The sequence below is a fragment of the Mesorhizobium sp. M1273 genome (assembly GCF_040318195.1).
GTDB lineage: Bacteria > Pseudomonadota > Alphaproteobacteria > Rhizobiales > Rhizobiaceae > Mesorhizobium.
Window position 1 is genome coordinate 17,356 of sequence record NZ_JAMYLV010000016.1, and the last position, 20,690, is coordinate 38,045.

General features: G+C 62.3%; 17 protein-coding genes. 10 read left to right on the forward strand and 7 right to left on the reverse strand.

Annotated elements, in window-relative coordinates; translation table 11 throughout:
• Positions 1 to 87: 87 nt before the first annotated feature.
• The 3 genes from guaB to NKH30_RS18285 are packed head-to-tail and all read left to right on the forward strand — an operon-like array spanning position 88 to position 2,603.
• Positions 88 to 1,590 carry an IMP dehydrogenase gene (gene guaB / locus NKH30_RS18275; RefSeq protein ID WP_352458563.1) on the forward strand — a complete coding sequence of 501 codons (1,503 nt, stop codon included), beginning with the start codon at positions 88 to 90 and terminating at the stop codon, positions 1,588 to 1,590.
• A 31-nt stretch (positions 1,591 to 1,621) separates the two neighbouring features.
• Positions 1,622 to 2,161: a hypothetical protein gene (locus NKH30_RS18280; RefSeq protein WP_352542392.1), complete on the forward strand. Its 540-nt coding sequence runs from the start codon at positions 1,622 to 1,624 to the stop codon at positions 2,159 to 2,161.
• A gap of 28 nt (positions 2,162 to 2,189) precedes the next feature.
• The gene (locus NKH30_RS18285; protein ID WP_352918880.1) at positions 2,190 to 2,603 is read left to right on the forward strand and encodes an MAPEG family protein; all 414 of its coding nucleotides are present in this window, start codon (positions 2,190 to 2,192) and stop codon (positions 2,601 to 2,603) included.
• A gap of 12 nt (positions 2,604 to 2,615) precedes the next feature.
• On the opposite strand, the gene rnd is transcribed toward NKH30_RS18285, so the two are convergent.
• Together rnd and NKH30_RS18295 are read right to left on the reverse strand one after the other, a co-directional pair.
• Positions 2,616 to 3,767: a ribonuclease D gene (gene rnd / locus NKH30_RS18290; protein ID WP_352472045.1), complete on the reverse strand. Its 1,152-nt coding sequence runs from the start codon at positions 3,765 to 3,767 to the stop codon at positions 2,616 to 2,618.
• Positions 3,768 to 3,840: 73 nt separating this feature from the next.
• On the reverse strand, positions 3,841 to 5,088 hold the full coding sequence (locus NKH30_RS18295; protein WP_023674455.1) for an MFS transporter: 1,248 nt from the start codon (positions 5,086 to 5,088) through the stop codon (positions 3,841 to 3,843).
• Between the two features lie 388 nt (positions 5,089 to 5,476).
• Between NKH30_RS18295 and NKH30_RS18300 the strand changes: the two genes are divergently transcribed.
• The 4 genes from NKH30_RS18300 (at position 5,477) to aspS (ending at position 10,551) form a co-directional block, all read left to right on the forward strand.
• Positions 5,477 to 6,745, forward strand: coding sequence for an ABC transporter substrate-binding protein (locus tag NKH30_RS18300; RefSeq protein WP_352926119.1), 1,269 nt, complete (start codon positions 5,477 to 5,479; stop codon positions 6,743 to 6,745).
• Between the two features lie 68 nt (positions 6,746 to 6,813).
• Complete coding sequence (locus NKH30_RS18305) at positions 6,814 to 7,686, forward strand: carbohydrate ABC transporter permease (protein ID WP_352472057.1); 873 nt, start codon at positions 6,814 to 6,816, stop codon at positions 7,684 to 7,686.
• Between the two features lie 36 nt (positions 7,687 to 7,722).
• Positions 7,723 to 8,547: a carbohydrate ABC transporter permease gene (locus tag NKH30_RS18310; protein ID WP_352996491.1), complete on the forward strand. Its 825-nt coding sequence runs from the start codon at positions 7,723 to 7,725 to the stop codon at positions 8,545 to 8,547.
• Positions 8,548 to 8,760: 213 nt separating this feature from the next.
• A complete protein-coding gene (gene aspS, locus NKH30_RS18315) occupies positions 8,761 to 10,551 on the forward strand; it encodes an aspartate--tRNA ligase (RefSeq protein ID WP_352996545.1) in 1,791 nt (596 codons plus the stop codon).
• An 80-nt stretch (positions 10,552 to 10,631) separates the two neighbouring features.
• On the opposite strand, the gene NKH30_RS18320 is transcribed toward aspS, so the two are convergent.
• Entirely contained in the window at positions 10,632 to 11,846 is a 1,215-nt protein-coding gene (locus NKH30_RS18320) for an aq_1923 C-terminal domain (protein WP_352770104.1), read from the reverse strand.
• 372 nt (positions 11,847 to 12,218) lie between these two features.
• Between NKH30_RS18320 and parC the strand changes: the two genes are divergently transcribed.
• Together parC and NKH30_RS18330 are read left to right on the forward strand one after the other, a co-directional pair.
• Entirely contained in the window at positions 12,219 to 14,471 is a 2,253-nt protein-coding gene (gene parC / locus NKH30_RS18325; protein WP_352996493.1) for a DNA topoisomerase IV subunit A, read from the forward strand.
• A gap of 249 nt (positions 14,472 to 14,720) precedes the next feature.
• Positions 14,721 to 15,941: an AI-2E family transporter gene (locus NKH30_RS18330; protein WP_352472037.1), complete on the forward strand. Its 1,221-nt coding sequence runs from the start codon at positions 14,721 to 14,723 to the stop codon at positions 15,939 to 15,941.
• On the opposite strand, the gene NKH30_RS18335 is transcribed toward NKH30_RS18330, so the two are convergent.
• The 3 genes from NKH30_RS18335 to NKH30_RS18345 form a co-directional block, all read right to left on the reverse strand.
• On the reverse strand, positions 15,929 to 16,825 hold the full coding sequence (locus NKH30_RS18335; protein ID WP_352472036.1) for a DMT family transporter: 897 nt from the start codon (positions 16,823 to 16,825) through the stop codon (positions 15,929 to 15,931). The genes NKH30_RS18330 and NKH30_RS18335 overlap by 13 nt on opposite strands.
• A 122-nt stretch (positions 16,826 to 16,947) precedes the next feature.
• Positions 16,948 to 17,712, reverse strand: a complete 765-nt coding sequence (locus tag NKH30_RS18340) for an arginyltransferase (RefSeq protein WP_352472035.1) — start codon at positions 17,710 to 17,712, stop codon at positions 16,948 to 16,950.
• Positions 17,713 to 17,850: 138 nt separating this feature from the next.
• On the reverse strand, positions 17,851 to 18,321 hold the full coding sequence (locus NKH30_RS18345; protein ID WP_352472034.1) for an RDD family protein: 471 nt from the start codon (positions 18,319 to 18,321) through the stop codon (positions 17,851 to 17,853).
• Between the two features lie 210 nt (positions 18,322 to 18,531).
• Here NKH30_RS18345 and sthA point away from each other — a divergent pair, with 210 nt between their 5' ends.
• Entirely contained in the window at positions 18,532 to 19,920 is a 1,389-nt protein-coding gene (gene sthA, locus NKH30_RS18350) for a Si-specific NAD(P)(+) transhydrogenase (protein WP_352833371.1), read from the forward strand.
• Between the two features lie 9 nt (positions 19,921 to 19,929).
• On the opposite strand, the gene NKH30_RS18355 is transcribed toward sthA, so the two are convergent.
• Complete coding sequence (locus tag NKH30_RS18355; protein ID WP_352542396.1) at positions 19,930 to 20,604, reverse strand: alpha/beta hydrolase; 675 nt, start codon at positions 20,602 to 20,604, stop codon at positions 19,930 to 19,932.
• Between the last annotated feature and the right edge of the window lie 86 nt (positions 20,605 to 20,690).

The following is a 20,690-nucleotide window of genomic DNA, read 5'->3' on the forward strand; positions in this document are numbered from 1 at the left end:
GAGCCAGCGCCAATCCTGAAAGGGAAGAAGACGAGTCGGCGCTGTCCATCCAGGGCGAGCGCCTTTCCTGCATTCCGAGGGCTGGCCATGGCAAAAATCATCGAGACGTCCACCGGCGCATTGGCGCTGACCTTTGACGACGTGCTGCTGCAGCCGGGTCATTCCGAGGTCATGCCCGGCGAGACCGACATCCGCACCCGCATCGCCGGCGACATCGACCTCAACGTGCCGATCCTGTCGGCCGCCATGGACACGGTTACCGAGGCGCGGCTCGCCATCGCCATGGCCCAGGCCGGCGGCATCGGCGTCATCCACCGCAATTTCTCGCCGGCCGAACAGGCCGAGCAGGTGCGGCAGGTGAAGAAATTCGAATCCGGCATGGTGGTCAACCCTGTCACCATCGGTCCCGAGGCGACGCTTGCCGATGCGCTGGGTCTGATGCGCACCTACAGCATTTCGGGCATTCCGGTGGTCGAGAACGGCGGCACCGGCGGCCACACGGTCGGCCGGCTCGTCGGCATCCTGACCAACCGCGACGTCCGCTTCGCCTCCGATCCGGCGCAAAAGGTCTATGAGCTGATGACCCGCGAGAACCTGATCACGGTCAAGGAGAACGTCGATCAGGACGAGGCCAAGCGGCTGCTCCATCAGCACCGCATCGAGAAGCTTGTTGTGGTCGATCGGGACGGCAATTGCGTCGGGCTGATCACGGTCAAGGACATCGAGAAGTCGCAGCTCAACCCGCACGCCACCAAGGATGCGCAGGGGCGCTTGCGCGCAGCCGCCGCCACCAGCGTCGGCGATGACGGTTTCGAACGCGCCGAGCGCCTCATCGACGCCGGCGTCGACCTTCTCGTGATCGACACCGCGCACGGTCATTCGCAGCGCGTTCTGGATGCGGTGACGCGGGCCAAGAAACTGTCCAACTCGGTTCGCATCCTGGCCGGCAACGTCGCCACCGCGGAAGGCACCTTGGCGCTGATCGATGCCGGCGCCGACGCGGTCAAGGTCGGCATCGGACCAGGCTCCATCTGCACCACCCGCATCGTCGCCGGCGTCGGCGTGCCGCAGCTCTCGGCGATCATGTCGGCGGTCGAGACGGCGCAGAAATCCGGCGTTTCGGTCATTGCCGATGGCGGCATCAAATATTCGGGCGATCTCGCCAAGGCACTGGCCGCCGGCGCAAGTGCTGCGATGATCGGCTCGCTGCTGGCCGGCACGGACGAGAGCCCGGGCGAGGTCTATCTGCACCAGGGCCGCTCCTTCAAAGCCTATCGCGGCATGGGCTCGGTCGGCGCGATGGCGCGCGGCTCCGCCGATCGTTATTTCCAGGCCGAGGTGCGCGACACGCTGAAACTGGTCCCGGAAGGGATCGAAGGGCAGGTGCCGTACAAAGGACCTGTGTCTGGCGTGCTGCACCAGCTTGCAGGCGGCCTGAAAGCCGCTATGGGTTATGTCGGTGGCCGCGACCTTGCCGATTTCCGCGAGCGCGCCACTTTTGTGCGGATATCCAATGCCGGACTTCGTGAAAGCCACGCCCATGACGTCACGATTACCCGCGAAAGCCCGAATTATCCTGGCGGAGCCTGACCGTCATGCGTCTTGGCGCAATCTGGCGGCAATGATCCTGCGGCTGTCGCGCCACGCGGCCGCACTCTGTGTCGCCACCGTGGCGGTTTTCATCATCATGACGGCAATGGAGTTCCTCTATTTTCGCCAATTGAGCGGCGGTCTGCCGTCGCTCGACATGCGCTATGCCGGTTTCACCCCGGATGAGGGCATGGCCTGGCTGACGGCACTCGGCCGGCGCGGCAGCGAAATTATTCTCGTCTGGCATTACCTGACCTTCGACCTGCTGTTTCCGGCGCTGCTGTCGCTGACGATGGTCAGCCTGATCCTGGCCACGGGCCGGCGGCTGAAGAATTTCCGTGCACTGCCTGCGCAAACCCAGTCGATATTCGCGGTTGTGCTGGTGCTGCCCTACCTGCTTACCGACTATGCCCAGAATATCGCCGTGGCTCGTCTTTTGTCCGATTTTCTGTCGGCCAATCCGGATTCGCTGTCCTTCGCCTCGGCGCTGATCGTCACCAAATTCGCCCTACTGGCGATACCAGTGACCGTCACTGCGGCTTTCACTCTGATGGCTCAGAAACGGTCTTGAAGGCTGGGTGACAGAGACAGGGGGCATCTTGAACCAGACCGCGATCTTCTGGCCGATGCTGGCGCAGGTGCTGCTGGTCTATATCGTCTACGTCGTTATGGGCCGGCGCCGCCATGGTGCGTTCAGATCGGGCGAAGCCAAGGCCGGCCAGTTCAAGACGCGCTCGACGGAGCCTGGTTCCAGCGTCACCGACAATCTGAGCAACCAGTTCGAACTGCCGGTGCTTTTCTACGTCTTATGCTTGACGCTGCACGTGACCAATGGCGTCAATTATCTGACCTTGGCACTGATGTGGATCTTTGTCGTCTCCCGCTATCTTCACGCATCGGTCCACTTGACCAGCAATCAGCTGATCCTGCGCAGCAGGGCATTCTACCTGGGCGCGGTGGTTCTTGCACTTGGATGGATATGGCTAGCGCTGCATCTGCTCGGCTTGGTCTGAGCAAGCTCAAGCTTACAAATCGAACACAGCGATCTTGCGCTTGTCGAACCTGATGGCGAGTTCACCGCGCACCAGCTTGAGCGCGGCCTCGCCGAAGACGGCACGCCGCCAGCCTTGCAATGCCGGCACGTCGGCTTCATCGCCCTCGGCAGCGATGCGGTCGATGTCGTCACTGGAGGCGAGTACCTTCGATGCGACGCCTTCCTTTTCGGCAACGATCCGCAGCAGCACCTTCAGCAACTCCGCCGCGGCGCTTGACCCCTCCGGCGGCTGGAAGCTCTTCGGCAGCTTCGGCATCTCTTCCCTGGGCAGGGCAAGGGCAGCGTTTACCGCGCCAAGCAGTGCCGTCGCCGTCGACGAGCGCTCCCAGCCCTTCGGCGTGGTACGCAGCTTGCTCAGCGCCGCAGCGTCGCGCGGCGCCTGCTGCGCCACTTCGTAGATCGCATCGTCCTTGAGCACCCGGCCGCGCGGCACGTCGCGCTCGCGCGCTTCGCGTTCGCGCCAGGCGGCCACCGCCTGCACGATCGCCAGTTCCTGTGGCTTGCGCAGCCGCATCTTGAGCCTCTTCCAGGCATCCTCGGGATGCGGATCGTAGGTCTCGCGCGAGGTCAGCACGTCCATCTCCTCGTTCAGCCAGTGAGCACGGTTTTCTCGCACCAGCTCGGCGCTGAGATGCTTGTAAACCTCGATCAGGTGGGTGACGTCGGCGAGCGCGTAGTCGAGCTGCTTTTCGGACAGCGGACGGTGGCGCCAGTCGGTGAAGCGCGAGGACTTGTCGAGCCGCGCTCCGGTGATGCGCTGCACCAGCTGGTCGTAGGAGACGCTGTCGCCGAAGCCGCAGACCATTGCCGCGACCTGGGTGTCGAACACCGGATGCGGCACCAGATCGCCGAGATGCACGATGATTTCGATGTCCTGCCGCGCCGCATGGAAGACTTTGACGATCGCCTCGTTGGCCATCAGCCTGAAGAACGGTTTCAGGTCGATGTCGGGCGACAGCGGATCGATCAGCGCGGTCACCCCGGGCGCTGCCATCTGGATCAGGCACAGGATCGGCCAGAAGGTCGTTTCGCGAATGAATTCGGTATCGACGGTGACGAATTCCGCCTTTTCGAAGGCGGCAATAGCGGTCTCGAGTTCTTTCTGGGTGGTGATGACGTGCATCAAATCGCTTTTGGCAAGGGATAGGGTCTCTTTCAATTTCAGCCGCGCGCGCTTTCGTCAAGCGCAAGCACCTCTATCCAGGCTTTGCGGGTTCATCGGGATCGGCATTCCGCTTCGCCAGCCGGGCAAAAACCGTCGAAGTGCGCAAAAGCGCCGTAAAACGGCTGCGATGGGTGGCCGGCACGGCGGAGCGCGCCTGCATCCGGTAAAGGATGACGGCCACGAAGATCGCATAGACGGTGGCGCTGAACACGAACAGCGCGCTCGGCCCGAAAAATTGCATCACCGTCGAGGCTGCGAACGGCCCGCCGATGGCGCCGAAGGAATAAAACAGCATCAAGGCAGCGTTGATCAGCACGAACTCGCCCTTGTCGGCGCGGTCGTTGGAATGCGCCGCTGACAACGAATAGAGCGGCATGGCGAAGCAGCCGAAGATGAAGACGAGCAGGAAGTTGAGAAACGGGCTGCCGCCTGCCACGAATGCCAGCGCCAGTGCCGCCACCATCGCACAGCACGTCGTCATCAGCAGCACCGAGCGCCGGTCCCAGCGGTCGGAGAGATAGCCAAGCGGGTATTGGATGATGGCGCCGCCGAAAATGCCGACGCTGACGAAGGTGACGACGTCGGCGACCGACATGCCGATCTGCTCGGCATAGACCGGCGACAGGGTGCGGAAGGCGCTGTTTGTGACGCCGACGGCGATACAGCCGAAGCAGCCGAGCGGCGAGATCCGCCAGACGCGCGCCAAATCGAGCTTGACGTCTTCCGGCGGCGTCGGATTGGAGCGGTCGCCGAGCGAAACCGGCACCAGCGAAACGGTGATCATCATCGACATGATGGCGAAGATGGCAAAGCCGCCGGCGCCAAAGATCGGGATCAGGAACTGGGCGCCCGTCACCGAGCCGATGTCGACCATCCGGTAGATGGCAAGCACCCGCGCCCGGTCGGTGTTGGTGACGCCGGAATTCAGCCAGGCTTCCATGATGGTGAACAGGCCGGCAAAGCAGAACCCGCCGGCAAAGCGCACGGCGCACCACATCACCGGATCGATGACCAGCACCAGAAGCAGCGTTCCCGCCGAGGCGATCGCCGCGAGTGCCGAAAAGGCGCGCACATGGCCGACGGACTTCATGATGCGGGTCACGGCAAGGCAGCCGAGCAGGAAACCGGCGAAATAGAACGTGCCCATCAGGCCGATCGAGGAAGCGGGAAAACCTTCCTGCGCACCACGCAGCGCAATCAACGTGCTCTGCAGGCCGTTGCCGCCGAGCAGGATGCCGGCGGCGATCAGGAGGGGGATCAGCGGGCGGATGGAGGACATGAAGGAAAGCCTGTCGTTGATCCTTCTTGAACCATCGGCTTCGCCAATGCCAGCGGCAATTCCCGGTGGCGTTGGGGCCAGCCGGGGGCCTTAATGCATGTCGCGCAAAAGTGCAGCGGTTTTGCGATAACGACATGTATAAAAACAAGGACCTAAAGCGCGTCGCATGAGGCCGATCGAACGCGACACGTTTTAGGTGCATTACCGCGGGAGAACTTGCGCTACCGCGTGGCGCCGGACCCTCCGTGTTGGGAACCAAGGCGTATCTTTGTAGTTCAGTGCTGGTGGGCGAACACGCGTCTTGTGAGCCGCCGGTGTGCGGAGACGGTGTCAGCATCGACGTCGTTTCTGCTGCCCGGCCTGAAGCTCCAAAGGGAGGTCCGCCATCATGAAATTTCATTCCGCATTTGCGGCATTTGCCGTGGCCGCAGTTCTGGCGGCCGGGCCGGCGCGGGCTGTCGACCTCGCCATGGTGTCAGGAGATACCGGCAACGGCCAGAGAATCCTTCGCGAGATCCTCGATCAATACGAGAAGAAGACCGGCAACAAGGTTAGCGTCGTTCCGCTGCCCCCCTCGGCGACGGACCAGTTTGGCCAATACCGGCTCTGGCTTGCCGCCGGAAGCAGCGACGTCGACGTCTATCAAACGGACATCATCTGGGCCCCCCAGCTTGCAAGGCAGTTCATCGACCTGACCGAAGCGACCAAGGATGTCGTTGGCGCCCATTTCCCATCGATCATCAAATCGCAGACCGTGGACGGCAAGCTCGTCGCCTTGCCGATATTCACCGACGCTCCGGCGCTCTACTACCGCAAGGATCTCCTCGACAAATACGGCGCCAGGGTCCCGGCCAGCTGGGCTGAACTTGCCGATACCGCCAAGCTTGTCATGGATAAGGAGCGCGCGGCCGGCAACAAGGACATGTGGGGTTTCGTTTTCCAGGGCAACGCCTATGAGGGGCTGACCTGCGATGCACTCGAATGGGTGAAGTCGAACGGCGGCGGCCAGATTATCGAGCCGGACGGCACCATCTCCATCAACAATCCGCAAGCAGCTGCGGCGCTGGAAATGGCGAGGAGCTGGGTGGGAACCATCTCACCGCCCGGCGTTCTGGCCTACCAGGAAGAAGAGTCGCGCGGAGTCTGGCAGACCGGCAACGCCGTCTTCATGCGCAACTGGCCCTACGCCTACGCGCTTGGCAACAGCGAAAGCTCCCCCATCAAAGGCAAGTTCGAGGTGACGACGCTGCCGCCGGGGTCTGGTGAGGGCGCGCACCCGGCAGCAACGCTTGGCGGCTGGAATCTCGCGGTTTCCAAATATTCGAAGAACCCGGATGCAGCGATCGAGCTGGTCAAATGGATCGCCTCGCCTCAGATGCAGAAGTACCGCGCCTTGAAGGGGGCATATCTGCCGACCATCCAGGCACTCTATGACGATGCCGACATCGCCAGCGCCCAGCCGGTGATTCCGCGCTGGAAGGAAGTCGTCCTCAACGCGGTGCCGCGTCCCTCGGCCCAAGCCAAGAGCCGGTACAATGAGGCATCGAGCGAGTTCTGGACCGCCGTCCACAACACTATTTCCGGCGAGGGCACAGCCGCCGACAACCTTGCCGATCTGGAGTTCTCCTTGACCAGGCTCAAGGGCACCGCCTGGTGACCTCGCCGCGCTCAGGCTCGCTGCTGGCGCGTCAGCGTGTGCGCTCGGCATGGCTGCTGCTTGCTCCGATGCTCATCGTGCTCGCCGCCGTTGCCGGTTGGCCGTTGATGCGCACGATCTATTTCGGCTTCACCGACGCCTCGCTCGCCGACCTCGAAGCCCGCCGCTGGGTTGGCTTCGCCAACTATTTCTCCGTCGTGCAAATGCCGAGCGGCCGCGTCGTCTATGACGGGCTGCTCGCCGATCCGGTCTGGTGGCGCGCCGTCTGGAACACGGTGCGCTTCGCGGTGATTTCGGTGACCTGCGAGACGGTGCTCGGCATGATCGTCGCGCTGGTGCTCAACGCCAGGTTTCGCGGCCGCGGTATCGTGCGCGCCGCGATCCTCATCCCTTGGGCGATCCCGACGATCGTCTCGGCGAAAATGTGGCAGTGGATGCTCAACGACCAGTTCGGCATCATCAACGACGTCCTGCTCAAGCTCGGCCTGATCAGCACCAAGATCGCCTGGACGGCCAGCGCCGACACGGCGATGGTCGCCGTCCTTGTTGTCGACATCTGGAAGGCAACCCCCTTCATGGCGCTTCTCATTCTCGCCGGCCTCCAGATGCTTCCACAAGAAATCTACGAGGTCGCCAAGCTCGACGGCGTCGGCGCGTGGAGAATTTTCTGGAAGATCACTTTGCCGCTCATCCGACCGGCGTTGATGGTGGCCATGATCTTTCGCGGTCTCGATGCCCTGCGCATCTTCGATCTGATCTACGTGCTTACGCCAAACAACATACACACCAAGTCGATGTCGGTGTTTGCCCGCGAGAGCCTGTTTGAGTTCGACAAGTTCGCTTCCGGTTCCGCCGCCTCGACGCTTCTCTTCCTTATCCTCGCTCTGCTGACCATGCTCGTTCTTTGGCTCGGCCGGATAAGACTGGACAAGGACTATTGACCATGGGGGACTATTGATCATGGGGGACTACTGACCATGTGGATCGTCAAGCGCACGGCTTTCTACCTCCTCGTCGCCGTTATCGTCGTCGTCGCGGTGTTCCCGTTCTACTACGCCATCATCACCAGCCTGAAATCGGGGACAGCGCTCTTCCAGATCGACTATTGGCCGAAGACGATTACCTTCAGCAACTACAGGACCGTGTTCACCGAGGGGACCTTCCTGCGCAACCTCGTGAACTCGCTTTTCATCTCGAGCGCCGTTGTCGTCATTTCGCTGTTCCTCGGCGTCACCGCCGCCTATGCGCTGGCGCGCATCCGCTTCCGCGGCCGCTCGGCTCTGCTCCTCACTATCCTGTCCGTTTCGATGTTCCCGCAATTGGCGGTGCTTGCCGGTCTTTTCGAGCTGATCCGCACCTTCGGCCTCTACAATTCGCCGTTCGCGCTGATCTTGTCCTACATGATCTTCACCTTGCCGTTCACCGTCTGGGTGCTCACCGCCTTCGTTCGCGACCTGCCGATCGAACTGGAGGAAGCGGCGATCCTCGATGGCGCCACGCCCTGGATCATCATCAGCCGCGTCTTCCTGCCGCTCATGTGGCCGGCGCTGGCGACCACCGGGCTCCTCGCCTTCATCGGTGCTTGGAACGAGTTCCTGTTCGCCCTGACGTTTACCTCCAGCAACGAGCAGCGAACCGTGCCGGTGGCGATCGCGCTGCTCTCCGGCAGCTCGCAGTTCGAGATCCCGTGGGGCAACATCATGGCCGCATCGGTGATCGTCACCGTGCCGCTCGTCGTCCTCGTTCTCATCTTCCAGCGCAAGATCATTTCCGGTCTCACGGCGGGCGGGGTGAAGGGGTGAGTGCATAGTTGAACTGCGGGCACAGAGCAGCGAACTCAGATTGACGCCTCGAGCATAAATTGATGCCGGTGGGAAGGGGCGGGAAGAACGCGAACTCGACCCGGCTGCCGCTTGCCTTGACAAATGCACCCTCTCATGTGCTTTTCGCGCAAATTTTCAGGCTGGGCCATCATGCCTTGGCCGCAACCCAACATCCGGACTTTAAGAATGACAATGCATCGTTACCGCAGCCATACCTGTGCCCAATTGAGGAAGCTCGACGTCGGCTCGACCGTTCGCCTGTCGGGCTGGGTGCATCGCGTGCGCGACCATGGCGGCTTGCTGTTCATCGATTTGCGCGACCATTACGGCCTGACCCAGATCGTCGCCGATCCGGATTCGCCTGCCTTCAAGATCGCCGAGACCCTGCGCGGCGAATGGGTCGTCCGCGTCGACGGCGAGGTCAAGGCGCGCCTCGCCGACACCGTGAACCCCAATTTGCCGACCGGCGAGATCGAGATTTTCGCGCGCGAGATCGAGGTACTGTCGGCCGCCAGGGAATTGCCGCTGCCGGTCTTCGGCGAGCCGGATTATCCAGAGGACATCCGCCTCAAATACCGCTTCCTCGACCTGCGCCGCGACACGCTGCACAAGAATATCGTTGCGCGGACGAAAATCATCGCCTCGATGCGCAAGCTGATGGGCGAGGTCGGCTTCACCGAATTCTCGACGCCGATCCTGACCGCCTCGTCGCCGGAAGGGGCGCGCGACTTTCTGGTGCCGTCGCGCATCCACCCCGGCACTTTCTATGCGCTGCCGCAGGCACCGCAGATATATAAGCAGCTGATCATGGTGTCCGGCTTCGACCGCTACTTCCAGATTGCGCCCTGCTTCCGCGACGAGGACCCGCGCGCCGACCGTCTGCCGGGTGAATTCTACCAGCTCGACGTTGAGATGAGCTTCGTCGAGCAGGAGGATGTGTTCACCACCATGGAGCCGGTGATGCGGGGGGTGTTCGAGACCTTTGCCGCCGGCAAGCCGGTGACGGAGAAGTTTCCGCGCATCGCCTATGATGTCGCCATGCGCAAATACGGCACCGACAAGCCGGACCTGCGCAACCCGATCGAGATGCAGGCCGTCTCGGATCATTTTCGCGGCTCTGGCTTCAAGGTATTTGCCAACATCCTTGCCAACGATCCGAAGGCCGAGGTCTGGGCCATTCCGGCCAAGACCGGCGGGTCGCGCGCCTTCTGCGACCGCATGAACTCATGGGCGCAAGGCGAGGGCCAGCCCGGCCTCGGCTACATCTTCTGGCGCAAGGAGGGCGAGAAGCTCGAAGGCGCCGGGCCGCTGGCCAAGAACATCGGCGAGGAGCGCACGGAGGCGATCCGACAACAACTCGGCCTCGCCGATGGCGATGCCGCCTTCTTCGTCGCCGGTGATCCGAAGAAGTTCGTCTCCTTCGCGGGAGCGGCGCGCACCCGCGCCGGCGAGGAGCTCAATCTTGTCGACCGCGACCGCTTCGAATTGTGCTGGATCGTCGACTTCCCGTTCTTCGAATGGAACGAGGAGGAGAAGAAGATCGACTTCGCGCACAATCCTTTCTCGATGCCACAAGGCGGCATCGATGTGCTTAACGGCGAGGATCTGCTCGGCATCAAGGCGTTCCAGTACGACATGGTCTGTAACGGTTTCGAGATCGCCTCCGGCGGCATCCGCAACCATCTGCCCGAAACCATGGTCAAGGCGTTCGAAACCGTCGGGCTGGACCGCGCGACGGTCGAAGAGCGCTTCGGCGGCCTTTATCGCGCCTTCCAGTATGGCGCGCCGCCGCATGGCGGCATGGCGGCCGGCATCGACCGCGTCGTCATGCTTCTGGTCGGCGCCAGGAACCTGCGCGAAGTGACTATGTTCCCGATGAACCAGCAGGCCTACGACCTGTTGATGAGCGCGCCGTCGGAAGCCAGCCCGCAGCAGCTTCGCGAATTGTCGCTGCGCGTGGTGGCGACGAAGAAAGAGGTTTAGAAAACGCTCCGAACCGGTGCTGTTGATTCATAAAAAAGCCCGGCATCGCTGCCGGGCTTTTTGCTTGAAGCCTGTCTCGGTCAGTCTTCGTTTGCCGTAACCGTCACGCCGAGCGTTTTCGGCAGGTCGAGCGGGTTGGACATGGCGCCCGCCATGATCAGCGCGAACGGCACCGCTGCCGGCGGCTCGGCCGAGACCTCGATGCTTTGCGGATCGTCGAGGAACTTGTTGACCGCGGCCGAAACCTGCGCGGTCAGTTCCGGATTGTTGAGCTGCGCCATGCCGAAGGGCACGATCGCCTTGGCCTGGTTGGCGATGTCCTTGCCGGACATGCCTTGCTGCTTGCCGGCATAATCGAGCACCTTTTTGGTCAGCGAATCGTCGTCGAAGCGGATCGAGGCGCTGTTGAACGAAAGCTGCTGCAGCAGCCCGAGCATGGCCATGCCTTGCGCCGAATTGTCGGCGCCTTCGGGCTGCGCTGCCATCTTCTTCTGCATCTCCTGCAGTGATTTGATGACGTTCAGCGTGTAGCCGCCGAGATCGAAGGTCATGCCGAGCGTGCCGGCATTGTCGACCGATATTTCGTATTTCGACAAGTCCATCCTGCCGTCGGTAGGCTGCCAGGTGCCTTCCATCTCAAGATTGCCTGTTATGTTCTGGTAGCCGAGTGCGTTGATGACTTCCTTGGATTTCGGATCTTCGACCAGGGTCAGGTCGGCAGCGAATTTTTCCGTAGTGCCGGAAAACGCCATGGCCTTGCCGTCGGCCGGCGGCGTGATTGCGATGGCAAGCCCGTCCATCGAGAAAGCAGTTTTGTCAGCCACTTTGACTGTCATGTTGTCGAGCTCGGCCGATTTGTACATCATCAGCGAGCCCAGCGGACCGGTTGCGCCTTCGGCCGGAACCGTCATGTCGTGGATGACGAAGGGGCTGAGATTGAGCGTGACGCCATCTTCGCTGTGTTCGAACGGCGACGTCGATACGGTCGCGATTTGATAGCCGCCATTGGCTTCGGTCACACCTTCGAGCTTGACGTCGCCGATCTTGAGCGCCTCCTTTTCGGCCGCCGGTTTGACCGCTACGCCTTGCAGAACCATGCTGGAGGTGTCGCCGGTTACTCCGGTCCAGGAGAGGTCGACACCCTGCGCGGCGAGGGCCGCCTTCAGCCGGTCGGCGACCGCGGTATCCTGCGCGAACGCCGCATTCAGCGGCAGCGTCAGCAAAAAGGTCGAAAAAGCCAGTCTCTTAACAAGTGTCGAGTGTCTTTTAATAAGTGTCGAGTGTCTGATCGTCATCGAGAGCTCCCCTGAGAGTGTCCTGAAATTCTTTTCAAATCGTCGCGTCGTCACCATTCGGTGACGAACTGGACCGGAAAAAGGCGGGCCTCGGCACAATGGTCGAAAATCGCGGCCAAAGGCAAACCCGATCCATCAGCCTTGCGATAGAAGCAGGATGTAACGGATTGATGTTGGCCGGCGTCGCGACGCTTCCAATTCCTGTTGCATAATGGGTGTCGCGCAAAAATGTGCAACGGTTTTGCGATAACGACATGCATCAAAACAAGGACCTAAAGCGTCGCATGGGGCCGGTCGAACGCGATGCGCTTTAGGAGCACGCATACCGGTGTGCCTCTTGCCGCGAATCACCCGCTCGGCTAGTGCCAGCCCATGGGAAAAAGGCTTTTGCCGCCCGAGAGTGGCGGCGGCGACAATATTGAGCCGGTCGATCTGAAGAAGGCGCTGGAAGAGCGCTATCTCGCCTACGCGCTGTCGACCATCATGCACCGGGCGCTGCCGGACGTGCGCGACGGATTGAAGCCGGTGCATCGTCGCATCATGCATGCCATGCGCCTGTTGCGGCTCAACCCCGACCAGGGTTTTGCCAAATGCGCCCGCATCGTCGGCGAGGTGATGGGCAAATTCCATCCGCATGGCGACCAGTCGATCTACGACGCGTTGGTGCGGTTGGCGCAGGATTTTTCGATGCGCTACCCGCTGGTCGACGGGCAGGGCAATTTCGGCAATATCGACGGCGATAACGCCGCCGCCATGCGCTACACCGAAGCGCGCATGACCGAAGTGTCGACGCTGCTGCTGGAAGGCATCACCGAGGACGCCGTCGATTTCCGCCCGACCTACAACGAGGAAGACGAGGAGCCGGCCGTGCTGCCCGGCGCCTTCCCGAACCTGCTCGCCAACGGCTCGTCCGGCATCGCCGTCGGCATGGCGACCTCGATCCCGCCGCACAATGCGGCCGAGCTCTGCGACGCCGCGCTTCACCTGATCGATCATCCGGATGCGCCCGTCACCAAGCTGATGGATTTCGTGCAAGGTCCGGATTTCCCGACCGGCGGCATCATCGTCGACAGCCGAGCCTCGATCCTCGAAGCCTACGAAACGGGTCGCGGCGGCTTTCGCGTCAGGGCGAAGTGGAGCCAGGAGGACCAGGGCAGGGGCACCTGGAACATAGTCGTCACCGAAATCCCTTACGGCGTCCAGAAGGCCAGACTGATCGAAAAGATCGCCGAGCTCTTGATGGCGCGCAAGCTTCCGTTGCTCGAGGATATCCGCGACGAGAGCGCCGAGGACATCCGCGTCGTGCTGGTGCCGAAGAGCCGCTCGGTCGATCCCGGCATCATGATGGAATCGCTGTTCAAGCTGACCGAGCTCGAAAGCCGCTTTCCGCTCAACATGAACGTGTTGTCGCGCGGCAAGGTGCCGAACGTGCTGTCGCTGAAAGGTGTGCTCAAGGAATGGCTGGAGCACCGCCGCGACGTCCTGATCCGCCGCTCCAAGCACCGCCTCGGCGAGATCGAAAGGCGGCTGGAGATCCTCGCCGGCTATTTGATCGCCTACCTCAACATCGACGAGGTGATCAGGATCATCCGCGAGGAGGACGAGCCCAAGCAGGTGATGATGGTGCGCTGGTCGCTGACCGACACCCAGGCTGAAGCCATCCTCAACATGCGGCTGAGAGCGCTGCGCAAGCTCGAGGAATTCGAAATCCGCGAGGAATTCAATGGCCTGACCGGCGAGAAGAAGCAGATCGAGGCACTGCTTGCGTCCGACGCCAAGCAGTGGGCGACGATCAAGTGGGAAGTCGCCAATGTTCGCCAGAAATACGGGCCCGACACCGAGATCGGCAAGCGCCGCACCGAGTTCGCCGACGCACCCGAGCATGACCTGACCGATATCGCCCACGCCATGATCGAGCGCGAGCCGGTCACAGTGGTCGTTTCGGAAAAGGGCTGGCTGAGGGCCATGAAAGGTCATCTGACCGACCATTCGGCCCTGACCTTCAAGGAAGGCGACAGCCTCAAGCTCGCCTTCCACGCCCAGACGACCGACAAGGTGCTGGTCTTCACCACCGGCGGCAAGTTCTACACGATCGGCGCCGACCGGCTGCCGGGTGGGCGTGGCCACGGCGAGCCGATCCGCATCATCGTCGACATGGACAACGACCAGGATATCGTCACCGCTTTCGTCCATGATCCCAAGCGCAAGCTGCTGCTGGTGTCGCATGACGGCAACGGTTTCATCGTGCCGGAAGAAGAAGTCGTCGCCAACACCCGCAAGGGCAAGCAGGTGATGAACGTCAAGGCGCCCGACGAAGCCCAGCGCTGCATAAGCGTCGCCGGCGACCATCTCGCCATTGTCGGCGAGAATCGCAAGATGCTGGTATTCCCGCTGGCCGAGATCCCGGAGATGGGGCGCGGCAAGGGCGTGCGCCTGCAGAAATACAAGGATGGCGGCGTCCTCGACCTCAAGACCTTCACGCTCGCAAGCGGCCTGTCCTGGCAGGATTCGGCAGACCGCACCTTCACCAAATCGCGTGACGAGCTTGCCGAATGGATCGGCGCCCGCGCCTCGGCCGGCCGCATGGTGCCGAAGGGTTTCCCGAGGACTGGCAAGTTCGGGTGAAGCGGTAATCTCCCCCCTCGAGGGGGAGATGGCCGGCAGGCCAGAGGGGGTCCCCGCGCATGAAGCGCCAGCCTGCTTTGTTCGTGGTAAGGTCGCGTCAGGACGTCCCGACCCCCTCTGTCGCCTTCGGCGACATCTCCTCCTCAAGGGGGGAGATTAGCAGCTCCACCCAAACATTTGGAATGTCGTCACGATTGCTGCACTATATCAGTGCATAAGCGATGCGATGGGCTAGGGAGAATTGGGCGCTTGAAGGAAGTCAGGATCCAGAAGCCGGAGCGGCAGCAGCGCCTGTTTGGCCTGTCGACGCCGCTCAGGGCCGCTGTCATTCCGCCGCTGTCGGCAGCGCGCTGGCTCCTGGTGCTGATCGTCGCCGCTGGCGTCTATTTCTTCCACGGGTTCCTTTTCCCGGTCCTTGCCGCCCTGGTTATCGCTTTCGCCAGTTGGCCGCTCTATCGGCGGCTGCTCGCCGGCGTCGGCGGCAACCGCACGATTGCCGCTACGCTTGCGATCCTGTTCATCCTGACCTTCCTGGTGGTGCCGATCGCGCTTGCCGGCACCTACGCCATCAACGAGGTGCGCGAATGGGTCGGCTGGGCTATCGAGACCAACCGCTACGGCGCGCCGACGCCGCACTGGATCGCCACGCTGCCTGTAGTAGGCGAATGGCTCAATGAACAGTGGACGGTCAACGTTGGCCATCCAGGCGGTATCGGCGAACTGATCCAGCTGATCAGCGGCGCCAATATCGGCAGCATCTATCGCGGCGCGCTTGCCGCCGGCGGCAGCGCCTTCGGACTTTTGCTGACGCTGCTGTTCATGATGATCGCATTGTTCTTTGCCTATCGCGACGGCGAGCATTTCGCCGGGCAGGTCGATCGCCTCGGCGAACGCATCCTGCCGGCCCGATGGGAACGGATCTCACGCGTGGTGCCGGCGACGATCTCGTCGACGGTTACCGGTATGACCGTTATCGCCATCGGCGAAGGACTGGTGCTGGGCATCGCTTACTGGTTGGCCGGCGTACCGTCGCCGGTGACGCTCGGCGCGCTGACCGGCATCATGGCGCTTATCCCCGGCGGCGCGCCGCTGTCGTTCACGCTGGTCTCGATCTATCTCGCCGCCAGCGGCTCGCCGATGGCGGGGCTGGCGCTGTTCGTCTGGGGCGCGGTCGAACTCTTCATCGTCGACAAGACATTGCGCCCGAAGCTGGTCGGCGGGCCGATAAAGCTGCCCTTCCTGCCAACCTTTTTCGGCCTGATCGGCGGCGTCAAGACAATGGGTTTTCTCGGCCTGTTCATCGGCCCGGTGCTGATGGCCCTGCTGGTCGCAATCTGGCGCGAATGGCTGCGCGAGGTGGAACTGACCGATGAACTCGCTGCCGCCGAACCGGCGGAGCAGGAAGATGCACCGCCGCAGATTGAAATTGTTGCCGAACGCGCCGCCGCGAAAAAGAATCAGGCCGGGTGACTGACGGCGAACGTGGCGCGGCGCTTGCGCCCGTCGTGCAACTGCCAGAGCGAATGGCCGATCAAGGTCATGATGAGGATCGCGCCGCCGATCAGGCTGTTGCGCGTCGGTGTTTCGGCGAAGATCATCCACACCCAGACCGGCGCCAGCACGGTTTCAAGCAGGTAGAACATCGCCACCTCCGGCCCGGAGATGTATTTCGGGCCGTTGGCGAGGCAGAAGAACGAGATCGGCATGATGACGGCACCGTTGAAGACGATCCACCATGGCGCGTTGACGTGAAAACCCACCTTGGAAACCATCAGGGTGGCGACGGCCAGCGGCAGGACCACTCCGATCAGCGCCGTGAAACCCATATCCTTGCCGCTGGCGCGCGAGATGGTGATGGCCGCGGCGATCATGAAAGCCGAGCATAGCGCCATCAGGTCGCCGAAGAGATGTCCGGTTCCAACGGAATCGCCGACAATGATCGTCACGCCGACGATCATAAGTGCCAGCGCTGCAAGCGTCAGGGGCCGTGGCCTCTCCTTCAGGAACAGCCATGACAAAAGGGCCGCGAACATGGTTGTGAACGCCAGGATGAAAACGAGGTTGGCTGTCGAGGTATTGTAGACACCGGTGATGAAGGCGATCGAGCCGAGCCCGTAGAGGCCGGCAACGATGAGCCCTGACCAGCCCGGTACAAGCTGCGGTGCCTTTGCGCTCAGCGATCGCCAGGCGGCCCAGATGATAAGCGTGGCGACGAAGGTCGTGCCGGTGCGCAACAGCAGGATCGTCCACGCCTCGCCGTCGGCGAGCCGGATCAGCGGAATGTCGACGGTCAGCGTCAGCCCGCCGATGGCGGTGATCAGAAGGCCTCTCTGGTGGTCGTTGTGGGAAGACATGCGGCAATTCTCGCGTAGGCTTGGAGGCGCAAAATTGACCCGCCCGGTTTCCCAGCCGATCGGCCGGAAGCCCAGCGGCATCCTCCTCGAAACAATTTAAGAGTGAATACCGAAAGCGAAGATCAGCGCGAAACCGCTTCGTGATTGTAGCGTTCCCAGCCTTTCGGGCCGAGATGCTCCTGCGGCTGGAAGCGCATCTTATAATTCATCTTGCGCGAGCCGTTGACCCAGTAACCCAGGTAGACATGGGGCAGGCCCATCGCCCTGGCGCGGGCGATGTGATCGAGGATCATGAAGGTGCCGAGCGAACGGTCCTCGAAGTCCGGGTTGAAGTAGGAATAGACCATCGACAGGCCATCGGCCATCTTGTCGGTAAGCGCCACGGCGATCAGTTCGCCCTGGCCCTTGCCGGTAATGAAGCTGTCAGGTCCGCGGCGACGGTATTCGATGACCTTGGTGTCGACATGGGTATCCTCGACCATCATGGCGTAGTCGAGCACGGTCATGTCAGACATGCCGCCACGGCGGTGGCGGACGTCGAGATAGCTGCGGAACAGCGAATACTGTTCGGTGGAGGGTTCGGCGTCGTGCATGGCGCCGACCAGATCCGAATTATGCTGTATGACCCGTTTCATGTTGCGGCTGGCGGTGAATTCCTGCGCCAGGATGCGCACGGACACACAGGCGCGGCAGGTCTCGCAGGCCGGCCTGTAGGCGATGTTCTGCGAGCGCCTGAAACCGCCCTGCGTCAACAGATCGTTCATCTCGGGGGCCTTGTCGCCGACCAAGTGTGTGAACACCTTGCGCTCGAACTGGCCCTCGAGATAGGGACATGGCGAGGGCGCGGTCAGAAAGAACTGCGGCGACTGGGTCGGGTGCTGCGTCATCGAGCCTTGGAAATACTCCTGCGAATCGCTCTACCTTTGGCGCGGACGCCGAAAAATTCAACAGGATTGTGAAAGCCTGGTTGATTGGACGTCTTCACATTTGTGCGCAAAGGCTGCGGCCGCGCTTCAAAAGTCTGCTCAGCGGCCACTGCGGCTGACAACGGTGCCGAGCAGCAGGTCGTGCAGCGTGCGCTTGCGGTCGGAAAACAGGCTCACCAGCAGGACCAGCGGCGAAAGGATGACATTACCGGCCCAAAACAGCACCGAATGCACGACGGCGGTCAGCCCGTCGATGCGGCTGCCGTCGAGTCGGTCGAGCCGGATGCCCATCATCTTCATGCCGGTGGTGGCCTGGTCTTTACTGCCGAGCGTGTTCCAGATGTAGAGGATGGCGACGGTCGGCACGAGAATGGAAAACAGCATCCAGCCGAGGCCGAGCGTCAACAGCCCGAACAGGAACACCAGGATCGCGAATGGAATGGTGAGCAGCGCGACGATGAAATAGTCGATGACGAAAGCGAGAATGCGCCGCGTGCGCACGCCCTCATAAGAGCGGACATCTTCGAGCCTGCTGGTGATGATTTCGCCGTCGAGAACGCGAGCGTTCATGTCATTTCCTCGTAATCGAACCCGGGTTAATGCACGGGCCGCGTATTGATGAAATGGTGAAGGTTCGCGGCGGAATCAAGATCGAGCCTTTCGCCGCCGTGTAGATGGCGACAGAGCGCCTGGGGCCGTCTGACTTGTTGAATTCACGGCGCGGATAGCGTTAGTTTGCTGCGGCGCACAAAGCGCGCCGAGCCGAGGGGACGGGGCGACATGGACTACGACATGCTGGTCATCGGCAGCGGCCCATCCGGGCGCCGCGCCGCGGTGCAGTCGGCCAAGCTCGGCAAGTCAGTGCTGGTGGTCGACAGGGGCCGGCGTCTCGGCGGCGTTTCGGTGCATACCGGCACTATACCGTCGAAGACGTTGCGCGAGACGGTGCTCAACCTCTCCGGCTGGCGCGAGCGCGGCTTTTATGGACGCGGCTACCGCGTCAAGCAGGACATTTCGGTCGGCGATCTGGTCGAGCGCCTGCACAAGACGCTCGACCATGAGGTCGAGGTGCTGCAGCACCAGTTCATGCGCAACACGGTCAAGAGTGCGCGCGCCGCGGTAAAATTCCTGAGCCCCAACAAGGTCAGCCTGACCACCGACACCGGCGACTACAGCGAGGTTGGCTTCGCCCATGCGCTGATCGCGGTCGGCACCCGGCCGCACCGGCCGCGCGACGTGCCGTTCGACAAGACACGGATCTTCGACAGCGACGAGATGCTGGAGCTCGATCGGCTACCGCGCACGCTGACGGTGATCGGCGCCGGCGTCATCGGCGTCGAATATGCGACAATCTTTTCGGCACTCGACGTTCCGGTGACATTGGTCGAGCCGCGCAACACGATATTGGATTTCGTCGACCGCGAGATCGTCGACGACTTCATCCATCAGATGCGCGACCGCGGCATGACCATCCGATTGGGCAGTGCCGTCAAGGAGATCGCCTCGAAACCCGACTATGCTGAGGTGACGCTGGCCGACGGCCGCACCATACGTTCCGAGATCGTGCTTTATGCCGCGGGACGCACCGGCAATGTCGGCAATTTAGGGCTCGACGCCGTCGGCATCGAGGCTGATTCGCGAGGCCGCATCAAGGTCGATCCGCAGACCTTCCAGACCAGCGCGCCCAACATCTATGCCGCCGGCGATGTCATCGGCTTTCCGAGCCTGGCATCGACCTCGATGGAGCAGGGCAGGGTGGCCGCCTGCCATGCCTTCGGCGTGCCCTTGCCGCCGCCGCCCGAAACCTTTCCCTACGGCATCTACGCCGTGCCGGAAATCTCCACCGTCGGGCAATCCGAGGAGCAGGTGCGCGAGAGCGGTGCCGCCTACGAGGTCGGCGTGGCGCGGTTCCGCGAGACATCGCGCGGCCACATCATGGGTGTCAACACCGGTTTCCTGAAGCTTCTGTTCTCGATCGAAACACGCCGTCTGCTCGGCGCCCATATTGTCGGCGAGGGCGCGACCGAACTCATCCACATCGGCCAGGCGGTCATCAATCTCGGCGGCACAGTCGACTTCTTCGTCAACAACACCTTCAACTACCCGACGCTGGCGGAAGCCTACAAGATCGCCGGGCTGGACGCCTGGAACCGCATGGGGCGAGGGTAGCTTCGGGGCTCATCGATCCGACGCTGCAACGGCGACCGCAGGATCCGCCAGCCATTGCCCGACGATGTCGGCGTCCGGATCGCCGATTTCATGGCCGGAGGCAATGGTGTGGGTTTCGACCTTGGCGCCATGCGAGCTCAGTAGAGCGGCCAGCACCGGCGCGAATGGCGCGTAGGTCAGGTCGGCGGCGCCGGCGACGATCAGAGCCCGCGCCTTCGACAGGTCGGCCGGCGGCACCTCGTCGAGCACCGGCATCGGACGCAGCAATGCAGCGCGCTCGATGAAGCCCGGATGCAGCAGCATGACGCTTGAGACCAAATTGGCGCCGTTCGAATAGCCGAGAAAGGTCGCGTGGCGGAGATCGAGGCTGTGGCGCTTCGCGACGCCGGCGACGAAGGCCGCGAATGCCTCCGCCTCCGCGCGGATGCTTGCCTGCTCGAATCGCGTCGGGGTGATTCGCGTGAACCAACGGAACCCGTCCTCCTGAGGGATGCGGCCACGGACCGCAACCAGCGCCGCATGCGGCGCGATTTGCCGACCAAGCGGCAGCAAGGTCGTCTCGTCGACACCCGATCCATGCAACAGGAACAGCCAGTCACCCAGTAAGTTGGCGGGTCGATGGAGCCGGTAGAAAAAGCCTGAATTCTCCTGCAGAATACCGTCTTCGAGGCTCTCCTCGGCCATGGTCACATCCTCTTGATTTCGCGTTACTTTCGTTAATTTGCCGGCTTCAAAACAAAATATTTTCAAGCTCCGCGAAAGTTGATTGA

Bases quoted from the DNA above. Each gene is read 5' to 3' on its own strand.
- NKH30_RS18295 (WP_023674455.1), bottom strand. From the start codon at position 5,088: ATGTCCTCCATCCGCCCGCTGATCCCCCTCCTGATCGCCGCCGGCATC.
- NKH30_RS18355 (WP_352542396.1), bottom strand. From the start codon at position 20,604: ATGGCCGAGGAGAGCCTCGAAGACGGTATTCTGCAGGAGAATTCAGGC.
- NKH30_RS18335 (WP_352472036.1), bottom strand. From the start codon at position 16,825: ATGTCTTCCCACAACGACCACCAGAGAGGCCTTCTGATCACCGCCATC.
- guaB (WP_352458563.1), top strand. From the start codon at position 88: ATGGCAAAAATCATCGAGACGTCCACCGGCGCATTGGCGCTGACCTTT.
- sthA (WP_352833371.1), top strand. From the start codon at position 18,532: ATGGACTACGACATGCTGGTCATCGGCAGCGGCCCATCCGGGCGCCGC.
- NKH30_RS18340 (WP_352472035.1), bottom strand. From the start codon at position 17,712: ATGACGCAGCACCCGACCCAGTCGCCGCAGTTCTTTCTGACCGCGCCC.
- NKH30_RS18320 (WP_352770104.1), bottom strand. From the start codon at position 11,846: ATGACGATCAGACACTCGACACTTATTAAAAGACACTCGACACTTGTT.
- NKH30_RS18280 (WP_352542392.1), top strand. From the start codon at position 1,622: ATGATCCTGCGGCTGTCGCGCCACGCGGCCGCACTCTGTGTCGCCACC.
- aspS (WP_352996545.1), top strand. From the start codon at position 8,761: ATGCATCGTTACCGCAGCCATACCTGTGCCCAATTGAGGAAGCTCGAC.
- NKH30_RS18345 (WP_352472034.1), bottom strand. From the start codon at position 18,321: ATGAACGCTCGCGTTCTCGACGGCGAAATCATCACCAGCAGGCTCGAA.
- NKH30_RS18300 (WP_352926119.1), top strand. From the start codon at position 5,477: ATGAAATTTCATTCCGCATTTGCGGCATTTGCCGTGGCCGCAGTTCTG.
- rnd (WP_352472045.1), bottom strand. From the start codon at position 3,767: ATGCACGTCATCACCACCCAGAAAGAACTCGAGACCGCTATTGCCGCC.
- NKH30_RS18310 (WP_352996491.1), top strand. From the start codon at position 7,723: ATGTGGATCGTCAAGCGCACGGCTTTCTACCTCCTCGTCGCCGTTATC.
- NKH30_RS18305 (WP_352472057.1), top strand. From the start codon at position 6,814: ATGCTCATCGTGCTCGCCGCCGTTGCCGGTTGGCCGTTGATGCGCACG.
- parC (WP_352996493.1), top strand. From the start codon at position 12,219: ATGGGAAAAAGGCTTTTGCCGCCCGAGAGTGGCGGCGGCGACAATATT.